The sequence below is a fragment of the Rhodococcus sp. ZPP genome (assembly GCF_017656075.1).
Classification (GTDB): domain Bacteria; phylum Actinomycetota; class Actinomycetes; order Mycobacteriales; family Mycobacteriaceae; genus Rhodococcus_F; species Rhodococcus_F oxybenzonivorans.
This window is the reverse complement of the sequence record NZ_CP058638.1, coordinates 1,211,859-1,225,352: the sequence shown is the minus strand read 5'-3', so window position 1 is coordinate 1,225,352 and position 13,494 is coordinate 1,211,859. Positions and strand designations below refer to the sequence as shown.

Annotated in this window: 12 protein-coding genes; 5 read left to right on the top strand and 7 right to left on the bottom strand. The window is 66.2% G+C overall.

The annotated features are described in order from the left end of the window. Positions 1-55: 55 nt before the first annotated feature. A complete protein-coding gene (locus HYG77_RS05780; RefSeq protein WP_208962091.1) occupies positions 56-1,609 on the top strand; it encodes an AMP-binding protein in 1,554 nt (517 codons plus the stop codon). A 16-nt stretch (positions 1,610-1,625) separates the two neighbouring features. Here the strand turns inward: HYG77_RS05780 and HYG77_RS05775 are convergent, their stop codons facing one another. Both HYG77_RS05775 and HYG77_RS05770 read right to left on the bottom strand, forming a co-directional pair. Beyond that, positions 1,626-3,002, bottom strand: coding sequence for an APC family permease (locus HYG77_RS05775; RefSeq protein WP_208962090.1), 1,377 nt, complete (start codon positions 3,000-3,002; stop codon positions 1,626-1,628). Between the two features lie 236 nt (positions 3,003-3,238). After that, positions 3,239-3,634 (bottom strand): DUF488 family protein, encoded by a 396-nt coding sequence (locus HYG77_RS05770; protein WP_109328578.1) that lies wholly within the window; start codon positions 3,632-3,634, stop codon positions 3,239-3,241. A gap of 269 nt (positions 3,635-3,903) precedes the next feature. Between HYG77_RS05770 and HYG77_RS05765 the strand changes: the two genes are divergently transcribed. Genes HYG77_RS05765 through HYG77_RS05755 form a run of 3 tightly spaced genes read left to right on the top strand, consistent with a single transcriptional unit; the run spans position 3,904 to position 6,773 of the window. After that, positions 3,904-5,016: a Re/Si-specific NAD(P)(+) transhydrogenase subunit alpha gene (locus HYG77_RS05765; protein ID WP_109328580.1), complete on the top strand. Its 1,113-nt coding sequence runs from the start codon at positions 3,904-3,906 to the stop codon at positions 5,014-5,016. Next, the gene (locus HYG77_RS05760) at positions 5,017-5,349 is read left to right on the top strand and encodes an NAD(P) transhydrogenase subunit alpha (RefSeq protein WP_109328582.1); all 333 of its coding nucleotides are present in this window, start codon (positions 5,017-5,019) and stop codon (positions 5,347-5,349) included. Beyond that, entirely contained in the window at positions 5,349-6,773 is a 1,425-nt protein-coding gene (locus HYG77_RS05755) for an NAD(P)(+) transhydrogenase (Re/Si-specific) subunit beta (RefSeq protein ID WP_208962089.1), read from the top strand. The genes HYG77_RS05760 and HYG77_RS05755 overlap by 1 nt, the downstream gene beginning before the upstream one ends. A gap of 68 nt (positions 6,774-6,841) precedes the next feature. Here HYG77_RS05755 and HYG77_RS05750 read toward each other — a convergent pair whose 3' ends face one another. Genes HYG77_RS05750 through pdhA form a run of 5 tightly spaced genes read right to left on the bottom strand, consistent with a single transcriptional unit; the run spans position 6,842 to position 12,098 of the window. Beyond that, the gene (locus HYG77_RS05750; RefSeq protein WP_208962088.1) at positions 6,842-7,459 is read right to left on the bottom strand and encodes a hypothetical protein; all 618 of its coding nucleotides are present in this window, start codon (positions 7,457-7,459) and stop codon (positions 6,842-6,844) included. Between the two features lie 32 nt (positions 7,460-7,491). Further along, positions 7,492-8,718: an MFS transporter gene (locus HYG77_RS05745; protein WP_109328586.1), complete on the bottom strand. Its 1,227-nt coding sequence runs from the start codon at positions 8,716-8,718 to the stop codon at positions 7,492-7,494. A 19-nt stretch (positions 8,719-8,737) separates the two neighbouring features. Next, on the bottom strand, positions 8,738-9,964 hold the full coding sequence (locus HYG77_RS05740) for a dihydrolipoamide acetyltransferase family protein (protein WP_208962087.1): 1,227 nt from the start codon (positions 9,962-9,964) through the stop codon (positions 8,738-8,740). 56 nt (positions 9,965-10,020) lie between these two features. After that, on the bottom strand, positions 10,021-11,004 hold the full coding sequence (locus HYG77_RS05735) for an alpha-ketoacid dehydrogenase subunit beta (protein ID WP_109328590.1): 984 nt from the start codon (positions 11,002-11,004) through the stop codon (positions 10,021-10,023). After that, the gene (gene pdhA, locus HYG77_RS05730) at positions 11,001-12,098 is read right to left on the bottom strand and encodes a pyruvate dehydrogenase (acetyl-transferring) E1 component subunit alpha (RefSeq protein WP_208962086.1); all 1,098 of its coding nucleotides are present in this window, start codon (positions 12,096-12,098) and stop codon (positions 11,001-11,003) included. Before pdhA ends, HYG77_RS05735 begins: the two co-directional genes overlap by 4 nt. A gap of 342 nt (positions 12,099-12,440) precedes the next feature. Between pdhA and HYG77_RS05725 the strand changes: the two genes are divergently transcribed. After that, the gene (locus HYG77_RS05725; protein ID WP_109328594.1) at positions 12,441-13,469 is read left to right on the top strand and encodes a phosphotransferase family protein; all 1,029 of its coding nucleotides are present in this window, start codon (positions 12,441-12,443) and stop codon (positions 13,467-13,469) included. The last annotated feature ends 25 nt before the right edge of the window (positions 13,470-13,494 follow it).

Sequence of the window (13,494 nt, the reverse complement as noted above, 5' to 3'; positions counted from 1 at the left end):
CGCGGATGCCTGTGGTAGACCGATGATGAGAATCTCCATTAACAAAGGAGCGTGGATGTTTCCCGGAAATTTTGTCGCCACCACCCCGGACAAGCCGGCCGTCGTCCGGCCGTCGACGGGGGAGCAGCTCACCTACCGGCAGCTGGATGAGCGGTCCATCCGGTTGGCGCGACACCTGCGTGGGCTCGGCCTGAAGGTCGGGGATCACCTGGCTCTGGTGTCGAGCAACGACCTCCGGGTTTTGGAGGTGTACTGGGCGGCCCTGCGATCGGGCCTCTACATCACCGTGGTGAACTGGCACCTCACCGCGGACGAAGCCGGCTACGTCGTGAACGACTGCGGAGCCGCCGTTCTCATCGCCTCGGCTGATGCGGCACGGGCGATTCCCACCGACCCGGCCCAGTTGCCCGGCGTCCGGCACCGGCTCGTCTACGGCGGTGAACTGGACGGCTTCGACAGCTACGACGCGGCGGTGGCGGCGCAGTCCGGTGAAGCACTGGAGACGCAACCTCGTGGGCGGGACATGCTCTACTCGTCGGGCACCACCGGAAGGCCGAAGGGAATCAAACCCGCACTGCTGGAAGGTGAAGTCGACTCGACGACGGACCCGTACACGGCGGTGTTCGCGCCCATGTACGGATTCGACGCGGACACCGTCTACCTGTGCCCCGCGCCGCTGTATCACGCGGCGCCCCTCCGCTTCTGCGGCGCCATCACGTCCGTCGGCGGAACCATCATCCTCATGGACAGGTTCGATGCAGAGGAGGCGCTCCGCCTGATCGAGAAGTACGAGGTGACGCACAGTCAATGGGTGCCCACCATGTTCGTGCGAATGCTGAAGTTGCCGAAAGAAGTTCGCGAGAAGTTCGACGTGTCGAGTCTGAAGGTGGCGATTCATGCGGCAGCCCCCTGCCCGCCCGAAGTGAAGCGTGCGATGATCGACTGGTGGGGCCCGGTGATCCACGAGTACTACGCCTCCACCGAAGGTGCCGGCGCCACGTTCATCGACAGTGCGCAGGCACTCGCCAAGCCGGGATCCGTCGGGCACGACGGGGTGATGGGCATCGTGCACATCTGCGACGACACCGGTGCGGAGCTGCCCACCGGTGAGATCGGAACGGTGTATTGGGAGCGCGAGGAGCGGCCGTTCGAATACCACAACGATCCGGCCAAGACCGAAGCCGCAACCCATCCCAGTCATCCGACGTGGACCACCAGCGGTGACATCGGATACCTCGACGACGATCGGTTTCTGTATCTCACGGACCGGGCGGCCTTCATGATCATCTCCGGCGGTGTGAACATCTACCCGCAGGAGTCCGAGAACATTCTCACCATGCATCCCAAGGTTTTCGACGTTGCGGTGATCGGTGTGCCCGACGAGGAAATGGGCGAACAGGTCAAGGCTGTGGTCCAACTCGTCGACGATGTGGAGCCGTCGGATGCGGTCGCCCGTGAACTACTGGACTTCGTGCGGGACCGGGTGACGCACTTCAAGGCGCCTCGGAGCATCGATTTCTCGGACGACCTGCCGCGCACGCCCACGGGTAAACTCGTCAAGCACAAGCTGCGGGCACGGTATCTCGCGAGCGCGAAGACAATTGGCTGATCAGAGAGTCCCCGCGTTACTGCGCGCGGGGACTCTCGGCGTCCGTTCTCGTGGAACGACGGCGGGAGACTGCGTACAACACGACTCCGACGGCAAGGAGTAGCGCCGCACGCAGCCAGGTGGCCGCGCTCTGCTGGGTGAGCAGCGCCACGCACGTGACGAGGGCGAGGATCGGGAATATCGTCGGGGCCCGGAAGTGGCGGTGCTCCACCGCATCACGACGCAACACCAGGACCGCGATGTTGGTGCTGATGAAGACGACGAGCAGCAGCAGAACCACCGTCTCCGCCAAGGCCGACAGCGAACCCGTGACGCACAGAGCCATGGCGACGGCAGTGGTCGCCACAATCGCCACCCAGGGAGTCCGTCGCCGCGGGAGGACCCGTGCGAACGGACGCGGAAGCAGTCCCTCGGACGCCATTCCATACGTGAGCCGGCTCGCCATGATCATCGTCAGCAGTGCGCCGTTCGCGACGGCGACGAGCGCGATCAGACTGAACAGGCGAGGTGGAACGCCGACGTCGGCGGCGGAGACCACTGCCAGCAGCGGGCCGGACGATGCGGCGAGTTCGCCGGCTGGCAGGACCACCGAGACCGCCAGTCCGACGAGGACATAGACGGCGCCCGCCGTCAGCAACGCTCCGAACAACGCCCGCGGGTACACCGTGCGCACGTTGGTCACCTCTTCGGCGACGTTCGCGGAGGTCTCGAACCCGACGAACGAGTAGTAGGCGAGCAGTGCGGCGGCGAGCACCCCGAGCGCGGGCGAACGGCCGTCGTCGAATTCGACCACCCGGCCCAGGGTGCCGTCACCACGTCCGAGCACGATGCCGGCCAGAACCACTACCAGGACCAGGCCGGTGACCTCCACCACCGTCATGACGACATTGGCGCGCATCGACTCCTTGATACCCCGGGCGTTGAGCAATCCCACGAGGAGAAGGAACACGAGTGCCGCCGGGACGGTCGGCACGTCAACGAACGCGGCGAGGTAATCGCCGGAGAATGCGAGTGCGAGCCCCGCAGCGCTCGTGACTCCGGCGGCGAGCATCGAGAACCCGACGAGGAACGAGATCAGCGGTGTCCGATACGCCCGCTGGGCGAACACCGCCGCCCCACCGGCGCGCGGATACTTGGTGACCAGTTCGGCATACGAGGTCGCCGTCAGCAACGCCATCACCAGTGCCAGCAGTAACGGCACCCAGACTGCGCCGCCCACCTCGCCGGCGATGACCCCCACCAACGCGTAGATTCCGGCACCCAGCACGTCGCCGAGGATGAAGACGAAGAGGAGCGGACCCGTGATCGCGCGGGCGAGAGGGGTCCCGTGTCCGGCGTCCTCGTCGAGGTGGTCGGCATCTCCCTCGTTTACTTGCCGGGCGGCGCGTCGCATAGTTCATCCCGTCTGCCACGGTGACGTGCCGCCACCTCGGATGCAGTCATGTACCCACGAGACACGGTCCCAAACTGAGGACAGTTAGGCGGTCCGTTCGCACCCGCACCGTGGACACCGCGGTGCCGTCCGGTCCGTCAGGAACAATCCGCAGTCGGGGCAGACACGGTCGAGCCAGCACACGGAGTCGCCGCCCAGATCCTCGTCCGTAAGGTCGCCGGGGTCGGCCTCGCCCGTCACAGCTGACCGCGCAGATAGTCGGCAAGGACTTCCGCATGACTGTGGGTGACGTCCTTGGTGGCGGTCAAGAGAACGATGGGGCGTCCGTGCGCGAGCTCCCGAACCCTCGCAACAGCCTTGCGTCCCGGCGGGGAGTCCAGCTCGGACACGTACCGTTCCCGGAACTCGCCGAATGCGGCGACGTCGTGTGAGTACCAATGGCGAAGCTCGGTCGAGGGTGCGAGATCACGGGCCCAGTCGTCGAAGTGAAACGCATCCTTACGGAGGCCGCGCGGCCAGAGGCGGTCGACGAAGAGCCGGAGTCCGTCGCCGTCGGTGGGGTGGTCGTAGACCCGTTCCACCACCACTGGTGAGTCGACGTCCGTCTCCGGACGTGCCTGTCGTTTGTGCATCACCGAACCTCCGCTTCTGTGCGGGTTTCTCTCCTCACCCTACGACGCGGCCGTGTGTGACTGGCCTCACAAACTAGAGGAAAGGCGGGTGAGAACGGCTGTTCGGACTCGATTCAGACAGACTCCGGCCGGCTCCTCTGTTCACTACGTCACGCGGTCTCTGGCTATCATCAGCTGAAATCAGTCGAGGCTGGGGACATATTCCGCTCATCAACGGTTGGTTGCCGCTCGTCGCGGCATGCAGACCATCTACCGCAGGAAGTCGATAAATGGATACATCGCAGAGCGCGGCGCAGCCGCGCCCGACGGTTGGCGTTCCTCGTGAGTCGAACGAGGGCGAACGTCGGGTAGCGCTGGTGCCGAAGATCGTGGCCGCATTGACCGGTAAGGGTGTCGATGTGGTGGTCGAGTCGGGTGCCGGATTGGGTGCACTGATTCCGGATGAATTGTATGTCGGGGCGGGCGCGAAGATCGGCGATCCGTGGTCGGCGGACGTGATCGTGAAGGTCGCGCCGCCGTCGGACGAGGAAGTGGGCCGGCTGCATGCCGGGCAGACGTTGATCGGGTTCCTCGCCCCCCGCAATCAGGACAATCAGGTCGCCGCGCTGAAGTCGGCGGGGGTGGCGGCGTTCGCGGTCGAGGCGATCCCGCGGATTTCCCGCGCCCAGGTGATGGACGCGCTCTCCTCGCAGGCGAACGTGGCCGGATACAAGGCGGTGCTGCTCGCGGCGTCGGAGTCGACCCGGTTCTTCCCGATGCTCACCACCGCGGCCGGCACCGTCAAACCCGCGACCGTGCTGGTCCTCGGTGTCGGTGTCGCCGGCCTGCAGGCCCTCGCCACGGCGAAGCGGCTCGGTGGCCGGGCCACCGGCTACGACGTGCGCCCGGAGGTGGCCGATCAGGTTCGCTCGGTCGGTGCGCAGTGGCTCGATCTGGGAATCGACGCCGCCGGTGAAGGCGGGTACGCCCGCGAACTCACCGAACAGGAGCGCGCGCAGCAGCAGCAGGCGCTCGAGGACGCGATCAAGGGCTTCGACGTCGTCATCACCACCGCCCTGGTGCCGGGACGTCCGGCCCCGCGCCTGGTGACCGCCGCCGCGGTGGAGGGCATGAAACCCGGCTCCGTGGTGGTCGACCTGGCCGGAGAGACCGGCGGTAACTGCGAGCTCACCGAACCCGGTCAGACCGTGGTCAAGCACGGGGTGACGATCTGCTCGCCGCTGAACCTGCCCGCGTCGATGCCTGAGCACGCCTCGGAGCTGTACTCGAAGAACATCTCCGCGCTGCTCGAGTTGATGTTGGTCGAAGGGCGGTTGGCCCCCGATTTCTCGGACGAAGTCCTTGCCGCGTCCTGCGTCACCCGTGAGGAGGGTGTGTCCTAGATGTATACCGAATTGTTGGCGAACATCGCGATCCTGGTGTTGTCCGGGTTCGTGGGGTTCGCGGTGATCTCGAAGGTCCCGAACACGTTGCATACCCCGCTGATGTCGGGGACGAACGCGATCCACGGGATCGTGGTGTTGGGTGCGTTGGTGGTGTTGGGCAAGGTCGACAATCCGCCGTGGGGTCTGCAGGTGATTCTGTTCGTGGCGTTGGTCTTCGGAACGATCAACGTGGTCGGTGGTTTCGTGGTCACCGACCGGATGCTGGGAATGTTCAAGTCCAAGCCCGCTTCTCCCGCCGCTGCTGTTGCTGAGAAGGGTGGGGACAAGTAATGGAGTACTTGGTCAACGTGTTGTACATCGTGGCGTTCGCGATGTTCATCTACGGTCTGATGGGTTTGACCGGGCCGAAGACCGCGGTCCGCGGTAACCAGATCGCCGCGGTCGGCATGGGTGTCGCCGTGGTCGCCACCCTGATCGCGATCCGGGACACCTCCAACTGGGTGCTCATCGTCGCCGGTCTGGTGATCGGTGTGGTCCTCGGTGTGCCGCCGGCGTTGCGGACGAAGATGACGGCGATGCCGCAGCTGGTGGCGTTGTTCAACGGGGTCGGCGGCGGCACCGTCGCCCTGATCGCCTACGCCGAATTCCTCGACTCGGACGGGTTCACCGCCTTCGCGCACGGTGAGTCGCCGACCGTGCACATCGTCATCGCCTCGCTGTTCGCGGCGATCATCGGATCGATCTCCTTCTGGGGATCGGTGATCGCGTTCCTCAAGCTGCAGGAAACTCTGCCCGGCCGCCCGATCGGCATCGGCCGGTTGCAACAGCCGCTGAACGCTCTGTTGCTGATCGGCGCCGTCGCCCTCGCGGTGATCATCGGAATCAAGGCCATCGACCCGACCGGACCCACCAGCGGGTGGTGGATCGTCGGAGTCCTCGTCCTCGCCGCGATCCTGGGGTTGATGGTGGTGCTGCCGATCGGCGGCGCCGACATGCCCGTGGTGATCTCGCTGCTCAACGCGCTCACCGGCCTGTCCGCCGCGGCGGCCGGTCTGGCCCTGAACAATCAGGCGATGATCGTGGCCGGCATGATCGTCGGCGCGTCGGGTTCGATCCTGACGAACCTGATGGCGAAGGCGATGAACCGGTCCATCCCGGCGATCGTGGCCGGCGGGTTCGGTGGCGGCGGGGCTGCCGCGGTCGCCGATGACGGCACGGTGAAGACGGCGAAGTCCACCTCGGCGGCGGACGCGGCGATCCAGATGGCCTACGCCAACCAGGTGATCGTGGTCCCCGGCTACGGGCTGGCCGTGGCGCAGGCCCAGCACGCGGTCAAGGACATGGCCAAGCTGCTCGAGTCGAAGGGCGTCGAGGTCAAGTACGCCATTCACCCGGTCGCGGGCCGGATGCCCGGGCACATGAACGTGCTGCTCGCCGAGGCCGATGTCGAGTACGACGCGATGAAGGAAATGGACGATATCAACGACGAGTTCGCTCGCACCGATGTCACCCTGGTGATCGGGGCGAACGATGTCACCAACCCGGCCGCCCGCAACGACCCGTCGTCGCCGATCCACGGGATGCCCATCCTGAATGTGGATCAATCGAAGTCGGTGATCGTGCTCAAGCGGTCGATGAACTCCGGGTTCGCCGGTATCGACAACCCGTTGTTCTTCGCCGACACCACCTCCATGCTCTTCGGCGACGCGAAGAAATCCGTCGCCGACGTCACCGAGGAACTCAAAGCCCTGTAGGCGGCGCCGCCGCTCGTGAGTGGGTAACGAGTCCCTGCACTCGTTAACCACTCACGGGCGCGAAGCGCCTACCGGTGGCGGGAGAAGACAATAGCCGCGGTGTCGGGCCGAAGCGCCTCACGCTCCGCGGCGACGGGGGAGTACAGCATCAATATCGACGCCAGCGCCCACCAGATCGACGCCACAACAAGGCTCGCCACGAGCCCGTAGATGCTGATCGGTTCGACGAGGGCTGCGGCCCCTGCGACGCCGAGGATCAGAGCGAAGCCCAGTCCAGCGACCACGGGCCGGAATCGCGGCGCCGACACGAGGATCGCCGAGCCGTACAGGGCAGCGACGGCGACGACATGGCCGCTGGGCAGCAGAACGGTGGGAGCATCCGACGCCCACGCCCGGACGGCCGCGCAGGTGAGGTTTGCGCCGAGACAGAGCAACAGGATCGCGCCGATTCCGTACGACAGTTTCCGCACCGTCGCGACCACCGCGAGGACGACGGTCGCGACCAATACGGAGTTGACGTCGACGACACTGATCACCTGGTCCGCGATAGACCGTAACGGCTCCGGGAACGAGAGCGCTGTCGAGGCGGGTTTGACGAGATACAGCGCGCACAGCAACACCACACCTGCCGCCGAGACGGCAAGACGGTGAACGCTGCGGCGCAGCGTGCTGTTCGATTCGGTCACGGTCTCCAGCATGCCAACCCACGCTGAACGAACTATGAGAGCACGCTGTGATCCCGGTGTACGGAGTGGGGTGTTCGCCGGACCGCACCGGCACACGCTGCAGCGATCAACACACATCCCAGCGGCACGACCATCGCCGTTGTGAGGGGAATCACTTGAGTGATCCAGCCGATGGCGGCCGGGCCTGCGAGGAATCCCACGTATCCGAGTCCGACGACGCGGGACATGTTGGTGCCCGCGGATCCTGAGCCGAGGTTTCCGGCGGCGGTGAAGATCTGGGGGACTCCACCGGACAGTCCCAGGCCGAACAGCGCCCAACCGAAGATCGTGAGCGGGAGGGCCCCGGACACCAGCACGAGCGCCATTCCGCCGCCGGCGAGCAGTGCGCCGTAGCGGACGACGGCGACGGGCCCCAGTGCACCACTGACCCGGTCGGCGGTGAACCGTCCTACCGTCATCATCACCGAGAAGGCACCGAAGGCGAGGGCGGCGACCGAGTCGGAGGTGGCGAGGTGCTCCTTGACTTGCAGTGCGCTCCAGTCGTTGGCGGCGCCTTCGGCGAGCATGAGCACGAACGCGATGCCGCCGAGCCCCAGGACTCGCGCCGACAGTCGTCCGTGTGCCTTCTCTGCGGATCCGTCCGTCTTCGCGGTGCGCGGCCGATCCTGCATGAGCCACCGCGCACTCGCGCCGACGACCGCGATCCCGACACCCCCGGCGACCAGGAGTGCCGCGGCCGGTGTCCAGTCGGCGGCGAGTGTCGCGGCGCCGACGAGCGATCCCGCGACCCCGCCGACGGAGAAGAGAGCGTGGAAGGCGGACATGATGGGCCGCCGGTAGCGCTGTTCCACCTCGACGGCCTGCGAGTTCATCGACACGTCGAGGGCACCGTTGGCGAACCCGAAGACGAGAAGTGCGAGACCCAGCTGCCACGCCTCGGTGGCCAGTCCGGGGCCGATCGTGGCGACCGACAGTGTGAGCCCGGCGGCGATCACGGTCCGCCTGCTTCCGAACCGGTCGGCGAGGGGTCCGGTGAGTTGCATGCCGAAGATGGCGCCGATCGCGAGAAGGAGGAGCAGCGATCCGAGCGTGGAGTGGCTGATGCCGGTACGGTCCTCGATCGCGGGAATATGCACCACCCACATCCCGAGGAGGAACCCGTTGATCCCGAAGATCGCGAAGATCGCAGCCCGGGCGGATCTGAGCGGTTCGGGTACCCGTGCGCGCTTGTTCACCGCGGGCGGTTGAGAAGTACTCACGGGCTCAACGTACCGAGGCTCAGAGTTGTGCGAGCAGCGCGACCGGATCGTGCAGCATCGCGGCGACGGAGGACAGGAACCTCGACCCCTGTTCGCCGTCGACGACGCGATGATCGAAGGACACACTCAGTGTGGTGACCCAGCGGACGGCGAGCTCGCCCTCGTGTACCCACGGCCGCCGGGAGACGCTGCCCAGGCACACGATCGCGGATTCGCCGGGGTTGATGATGGGTGTGCCTGTGTCGACACCGAAGACACCGACGTTGGTAAGCGAGATGGTGCCGCCGGTGAGCTGAGCGGGATCGGCTTTACCGCTGCGCGCGATGGCGGTCAGTTCTGTGATCGCCCGGCAGAGTTCGAGCAGGCTCAGCGACTGCGCTTCTCTCACGTGGGGGACGACGAGACCACGCGGAGTGGCCACGGCGATACCGAGGTCGACGTAGTGCTTGGTGACGATCTCCTGGTGCTCTTCGTCCCAGGAAGCGTTGAGATCGGGGTGCTCACGTAGGGCAACGATCATGGCCTTCGCGGCGATGCTGAGGGGAGTCACCGACAGCCCCTCGAATTCCCTTCGACCACGGAGACGTTCGAGGAGTTCGACCGAACGCGTGACGTCGACGGTGACGAATTCGGTGACGTGGGGCGCGGTGAACGCACTGCGGACCATGGCGGCGGCCGTCTGCTTCCGCACGCCCCGCACAGGGGTGCGAGTCTCTCGCTCGCTCGGCCCGGCCGCCCCGCGCGGTGCGGCGGAACCGGCGTACTCCTCGACGTCGTGCCGGGTGACGGCCCCGGACGGACCCGTGCCCGGGACAACGGTGAGGTCGATCCCGCGTTCGCGTGCTGCCAGCCGGGCGGCCGGCGAGGCGTCGGGACGCACGCGTTCGGGCGGTGCCGTGCCCTCCGGCGTCGCGGCCGCGCGTGGCCGTGCACGCCTGCTCTGGGCGGCGGCCTCGGGTCCGTACCCGACCAGCACTGGAGTCCGCGTAGGTGGCGTGTCCGACGCCGAGTCGGTCGCGATCCTGATGAGCGGTGTGCCCACCGGCACGGTGGCCCCGGCGGGAATCAACAGCTCCTCCACGACACCTGCGTAGGGCGACGGTAGTTCGACCAAGGCTTTGGCAGTCTCGACCTCGGCGATGACTTGATTCAGTTCGACGCTCTGGCCGACCTCGACGGACCACGACACCAACTCGGCCTCGGTCAACCCCTCGCCGAGGTCGGGCAGGCGGAATTCCTGCGCCAACGGACACTCCTCTCCTTCGGGCCTCTCCTTCGGGCCTCACTTTCGGGCGGAGCCGGTCAGGCCGCGAGGCTGCGGTCCACGGCGTCGAGCAGGCGATCGGCGTCGGGAAGGTGGTGACGTTCCAGCTTCGCCGGGGGATAGGGAATGTCGAAACCGCCGACGCGCAGAACCGGGGCCTCGAGCTGGTAGAAGCACCGCTCCGATATCCGGGCGGCCACCTCGGCGCCGAGGCCGAGGAACGTCGATGCCTCGTGTGCCACGACGAGCCGGCCGGTTTTGCGGACCGACCGTTCGACGGTGGGGAAATCGATCGGGGAGAGGGACCTCAGGTCGATCACTTCGAGGGAGTTGCCCTCCTGCTCGGCGATGGCCGCAGCCGACAACGCCGTCGGTACGACGGAACCGTACGTGACTATCGTGGCGTCCGAGCCCTCGCGCAGTACACGCGCACTGTGTAACGGCAGGTCGGGTGCAGCGTCCACATCGAATTCTGCTGTGTCCCAATACCGCCGCTTCGGTTCGAAGAACACCACCGGGTCGTCCGACGCGATCGACTGCTGGATCATGTGGAAGGCGTCACCGGGGTTGCTCGGGGTGACCACCCGCAGTCCGGCGGTGTGCACGAAGTAGGCCTCGGGGGACTCCGAGTGATGTTCGACGGCCCCGATTCCACCGCCGTAGGGAATCCGGATGGTCAGGGGTGCCGTCACCTTTCCCTCCGTGCGGTAGTGAATTTTCGCGACCTGCGAGACGATCTGGTCGAAGGCCGGGTACACGAAGCCGTCGAACTGGATCTCGCACACGGGCCGGTATCCGCGCAGCGCCATACCGAAGGCTGCGCCGATTATCCCTGATTCGGCGAGAGGGGTGTCGATCACGCGGTTGTCGCCGAAATCCTTCTGCAGGGTGTCGGTGACCCGGAAGACTCCGCCGAGGCGTCCGACGTCCTCACCCATGATCACGACCTTGCGGTCCCGTTCGAGTGCGCGCCGCAGACCCGCTCCCACAGCCGCACCGAGCGACATTCTTGTGGTGCTCATGACAGTGCCTCCTCGGTGTCGGTGACCGCTGCGAGGTACGCGGCGTACTCGGCGCGCTCCTCCTCGAGGAGCGGATGTTCGCTGGCATAGACGTGATCGAACACGCTGAGCGGCGGCGGCGTGGGTGCGCCGACGGCCCCCGACCGGAGTCGCGCGGCGATCTCGTCGGCGGTGGTCCGAACCCGGGTCAGGAATGCCCCGTCGAGCAGGCCTTCCCGGTCGAGCAGGCGGTGCATGCGGTCGATCGGATCGCGGGCCTTCCATTCCGCGGTCTCCGCCGAAGACCGGTACCGCGTGGGGTCGTCGGAGGTCGTATGGGGACCCATCCGGTAGGTGATGGCTTCGATGAAGGTGGGGCCGCTCCCCTCGCGTGCGCGCTGCGTGGCCTGGCGGGTGACGGCGAGGACGGCGAGGACATCGTTGCCGTCCACCCGGACGGCCGGCATCCCGTAGCCGGCGGCACGCTGGGCGATCGGAACGGGACTCTGCAGGTGCACCGGTTCGCTGATCGCCCATTGATTGTTCTGGCAGAAGAACACGACCGGGGCATTGAAACTCATCGAGAAGCCCAGTGCCTCGGCGATATCTCCCTGGCTGGTGGCACCGTCACCGAAGTAGGCGATGGTTGCGATCTCGGCACCGTCGAGGTGGGCGCCCATTGCGTATCCGGTGGCGTGCAGTCCTTGAGATCCGACGACGATGGCCGGGTTGGTGACCTTCACGCCGTGTGGATCCCAGCCCGAATGGGCGGTTCCCCGCCACATCCGAGTCATTTCTGCGGGGTCGACTCCGCGGCAATAGGCGACGGCATGCTCGCGGTAGCTGACGAAGGCGTAGTCGTCGGGGCGGAGGGCTCGGGCCGAACCGACCTGCGCTGCCTCCTGGCCGAGCATGGGCGCCCACAGGCCGAGTTCGCCTTGTCGTTGCAGAGCAGTGGCTTCCACGTCGATGCGGCGCGTGACAACCAGATCTTCGTACAGTGCGCGCAATTCGTCCGGACCGATATCGCGCACCAGGTTCGTGTACTCGGGCCGTAGGACCCGTCGGCCGTCCGGCTGTAGGAGCTGGACCGGATAGGCAATCTTGTCGACCATCGGACTCACCTCGCTGTGTCGAGTCCCGGGGACCTTGTGAGTTCGCGGGAGACGTGCGCTGCGTTCAGGACATGTATGTGTCCTACTTCACAGCATCCACGGGAACGCGAACTGCGCAAGTGGTCGCATTTCGGTAGAGCAACTTGCCCAGTCGACGAGCCCGCGGAGGAGTCGTACTGCGTCTTATGACCAGTCCGGACGCCGCCGAAGCTGAACTGTTATGGAGTGGTGATCCGATGATCCGTCCGGCGTGGAGGTCTCGGACCGAATCCACCTCACCGTTACCGCCGGTGCGTCACGGTTCCCACCGCACCGGGCCCCCGAGCGGTTAGCATCGAGCGCGTGAATGCTGTGGGGTTGAACGAAGATGCCGTCTCCGCGTGGATTGCCGGACTCGGTGTAGGAGCGATCGCACCGCTGAGCTTCGAACGGATCGGAAACGGTCAGTCGAACCTCACGTATGCGGTCAGTGATGCAGGTGGCGGCCGATGGGTGCTTCGGCGTCCGCCGCTCGGAAACCTGCTCGCCTCGGCGCACGACGTGGTCCGAGAACATCGAATCCTGTCCTCGCTGCAGGGTTCGGACGTGCCCGTGCCGAAAATTCTCGGACTCATCGAAGATCCCGAGGTGACCGACGCCCCACTCGTGTTGATGAGTTACGTGGCCGGCGTGGTGATCGACAGCATCGGGGTCGCCAAGAAATTGACACCCGAGCAGAGGCGCGGTGTCGGGCTCGCGATGGCGCGCGCGCTCGCGAAGATTCACGCCGTCGACCTGGCGGACACCGGGCTCGAGGACCTGGCGAGCCACAAACCCTATGCAGCAAGGCAATTGAAGCGTTGGGCAGACCAGTGGGAAAAGTCCCGTACCCGGGATGTCCCGGAGGTCGAGCAGCTGGCGGACATTCTCCAGCGCAACATGCCTGAGCAGAAGGAGCTGTCGCTCGTGCACGGTGACTTCCATCTGAGCAATGTCATCACGTCGCCCGAGGAGGGCGAGGTGCTCGCCGTGGTGGACTGGGAACTCTGCACCCTCGGAGATCCGCTGGCTGACGTCGGTGCACTTCTGGCCTATTGGCCGGAGGCCGGTGACGAGGATGCCGGACCCTTCCCTGCTTCCACGCTGGAGGGTTTCCCGACGAGGGCCGAACTCGTGGAGGCGTACACCCAGGAAACCGAGCGCGACGTCACGCACGTGGGTTATTGGCACGTGCTGGCACTGTGGAAACTGGCGATCATCGCCGAAGGCGTCCTGCGCCGGGTGACGGACGATCCACGAAACCAGGCCGAGACAGGTGCGCCCACGGTCAAGCTGATCGACGGCATCATCGCCCGGGCCGTGGCCACGGCGGAGGCCGAGGGCCTGCGCTGAACCGAGGCGCTGCTCAGTGGTGCCG

What these genes read in the sequence shown, in the direction of transcription:
- HYG77_RS05780 (WP_208962091.1), top strand. Translation starts at nt 56, where the DNA reads ATGTTTCCCGGAAATTTTGTCGCCACCACCCCGGACAAGCCGGCCGTC.
- HYG77_RS05775 (WP_208962090.1), bottom strand. Translation starts at nt 3,002, where the DNA reads ATGCGACGCGCCGCCCGGCAAGTAAACGAGGGAGATGCCGACCACCTC.
- HYG77_RS05770 (WP_109328578.1), bottom strand. Translation starts at nt 3,634, where the DNA reads ATGCACAAACGACAGGCACGTCCGGAGACGGACGTCGACTCACCAGTG.
- HYG77_RS05765 (WP_109328580.1), top strand. Translation starts at nt 3,904, where the DNA reads ATGGATACATCGCAGAGCGCGGCGCAGCCGCGCCCGACGGTTGGCGTT.
- HYG77_RS05760 (WP_109328582.1), top strand. Translation starts at nt 5,017, where the DNA reads ATGTATACCGAATTGTTGGCGAACATCGCGATCCTGGTGTTGTCCGGG.
- HYG77_RS05755 (WP_208962089.1), top strand. Translation starts at nt 5,349, where the DNA reads ATGGAGTACTTGGTCAACGTGTTGTACATCGTGGCGTTCGCGATGTTC.
- HYG77_RS05735 (WP_109328590.1), bottom strand. Translation starts at nt 11,004, where the DNA reads ATGAGCACCACAAGAATGTCGCTCGGTGCGGCTGTGGGAGCGGGTCTG.
- pdhA (WP_208962086.1), bottom strand. Translation starts at nt 12,098, where the DNA reads ATGGTCGACAAGATTGCCTATCCGGTCCAGCTCCTACAGCCGGACGGC.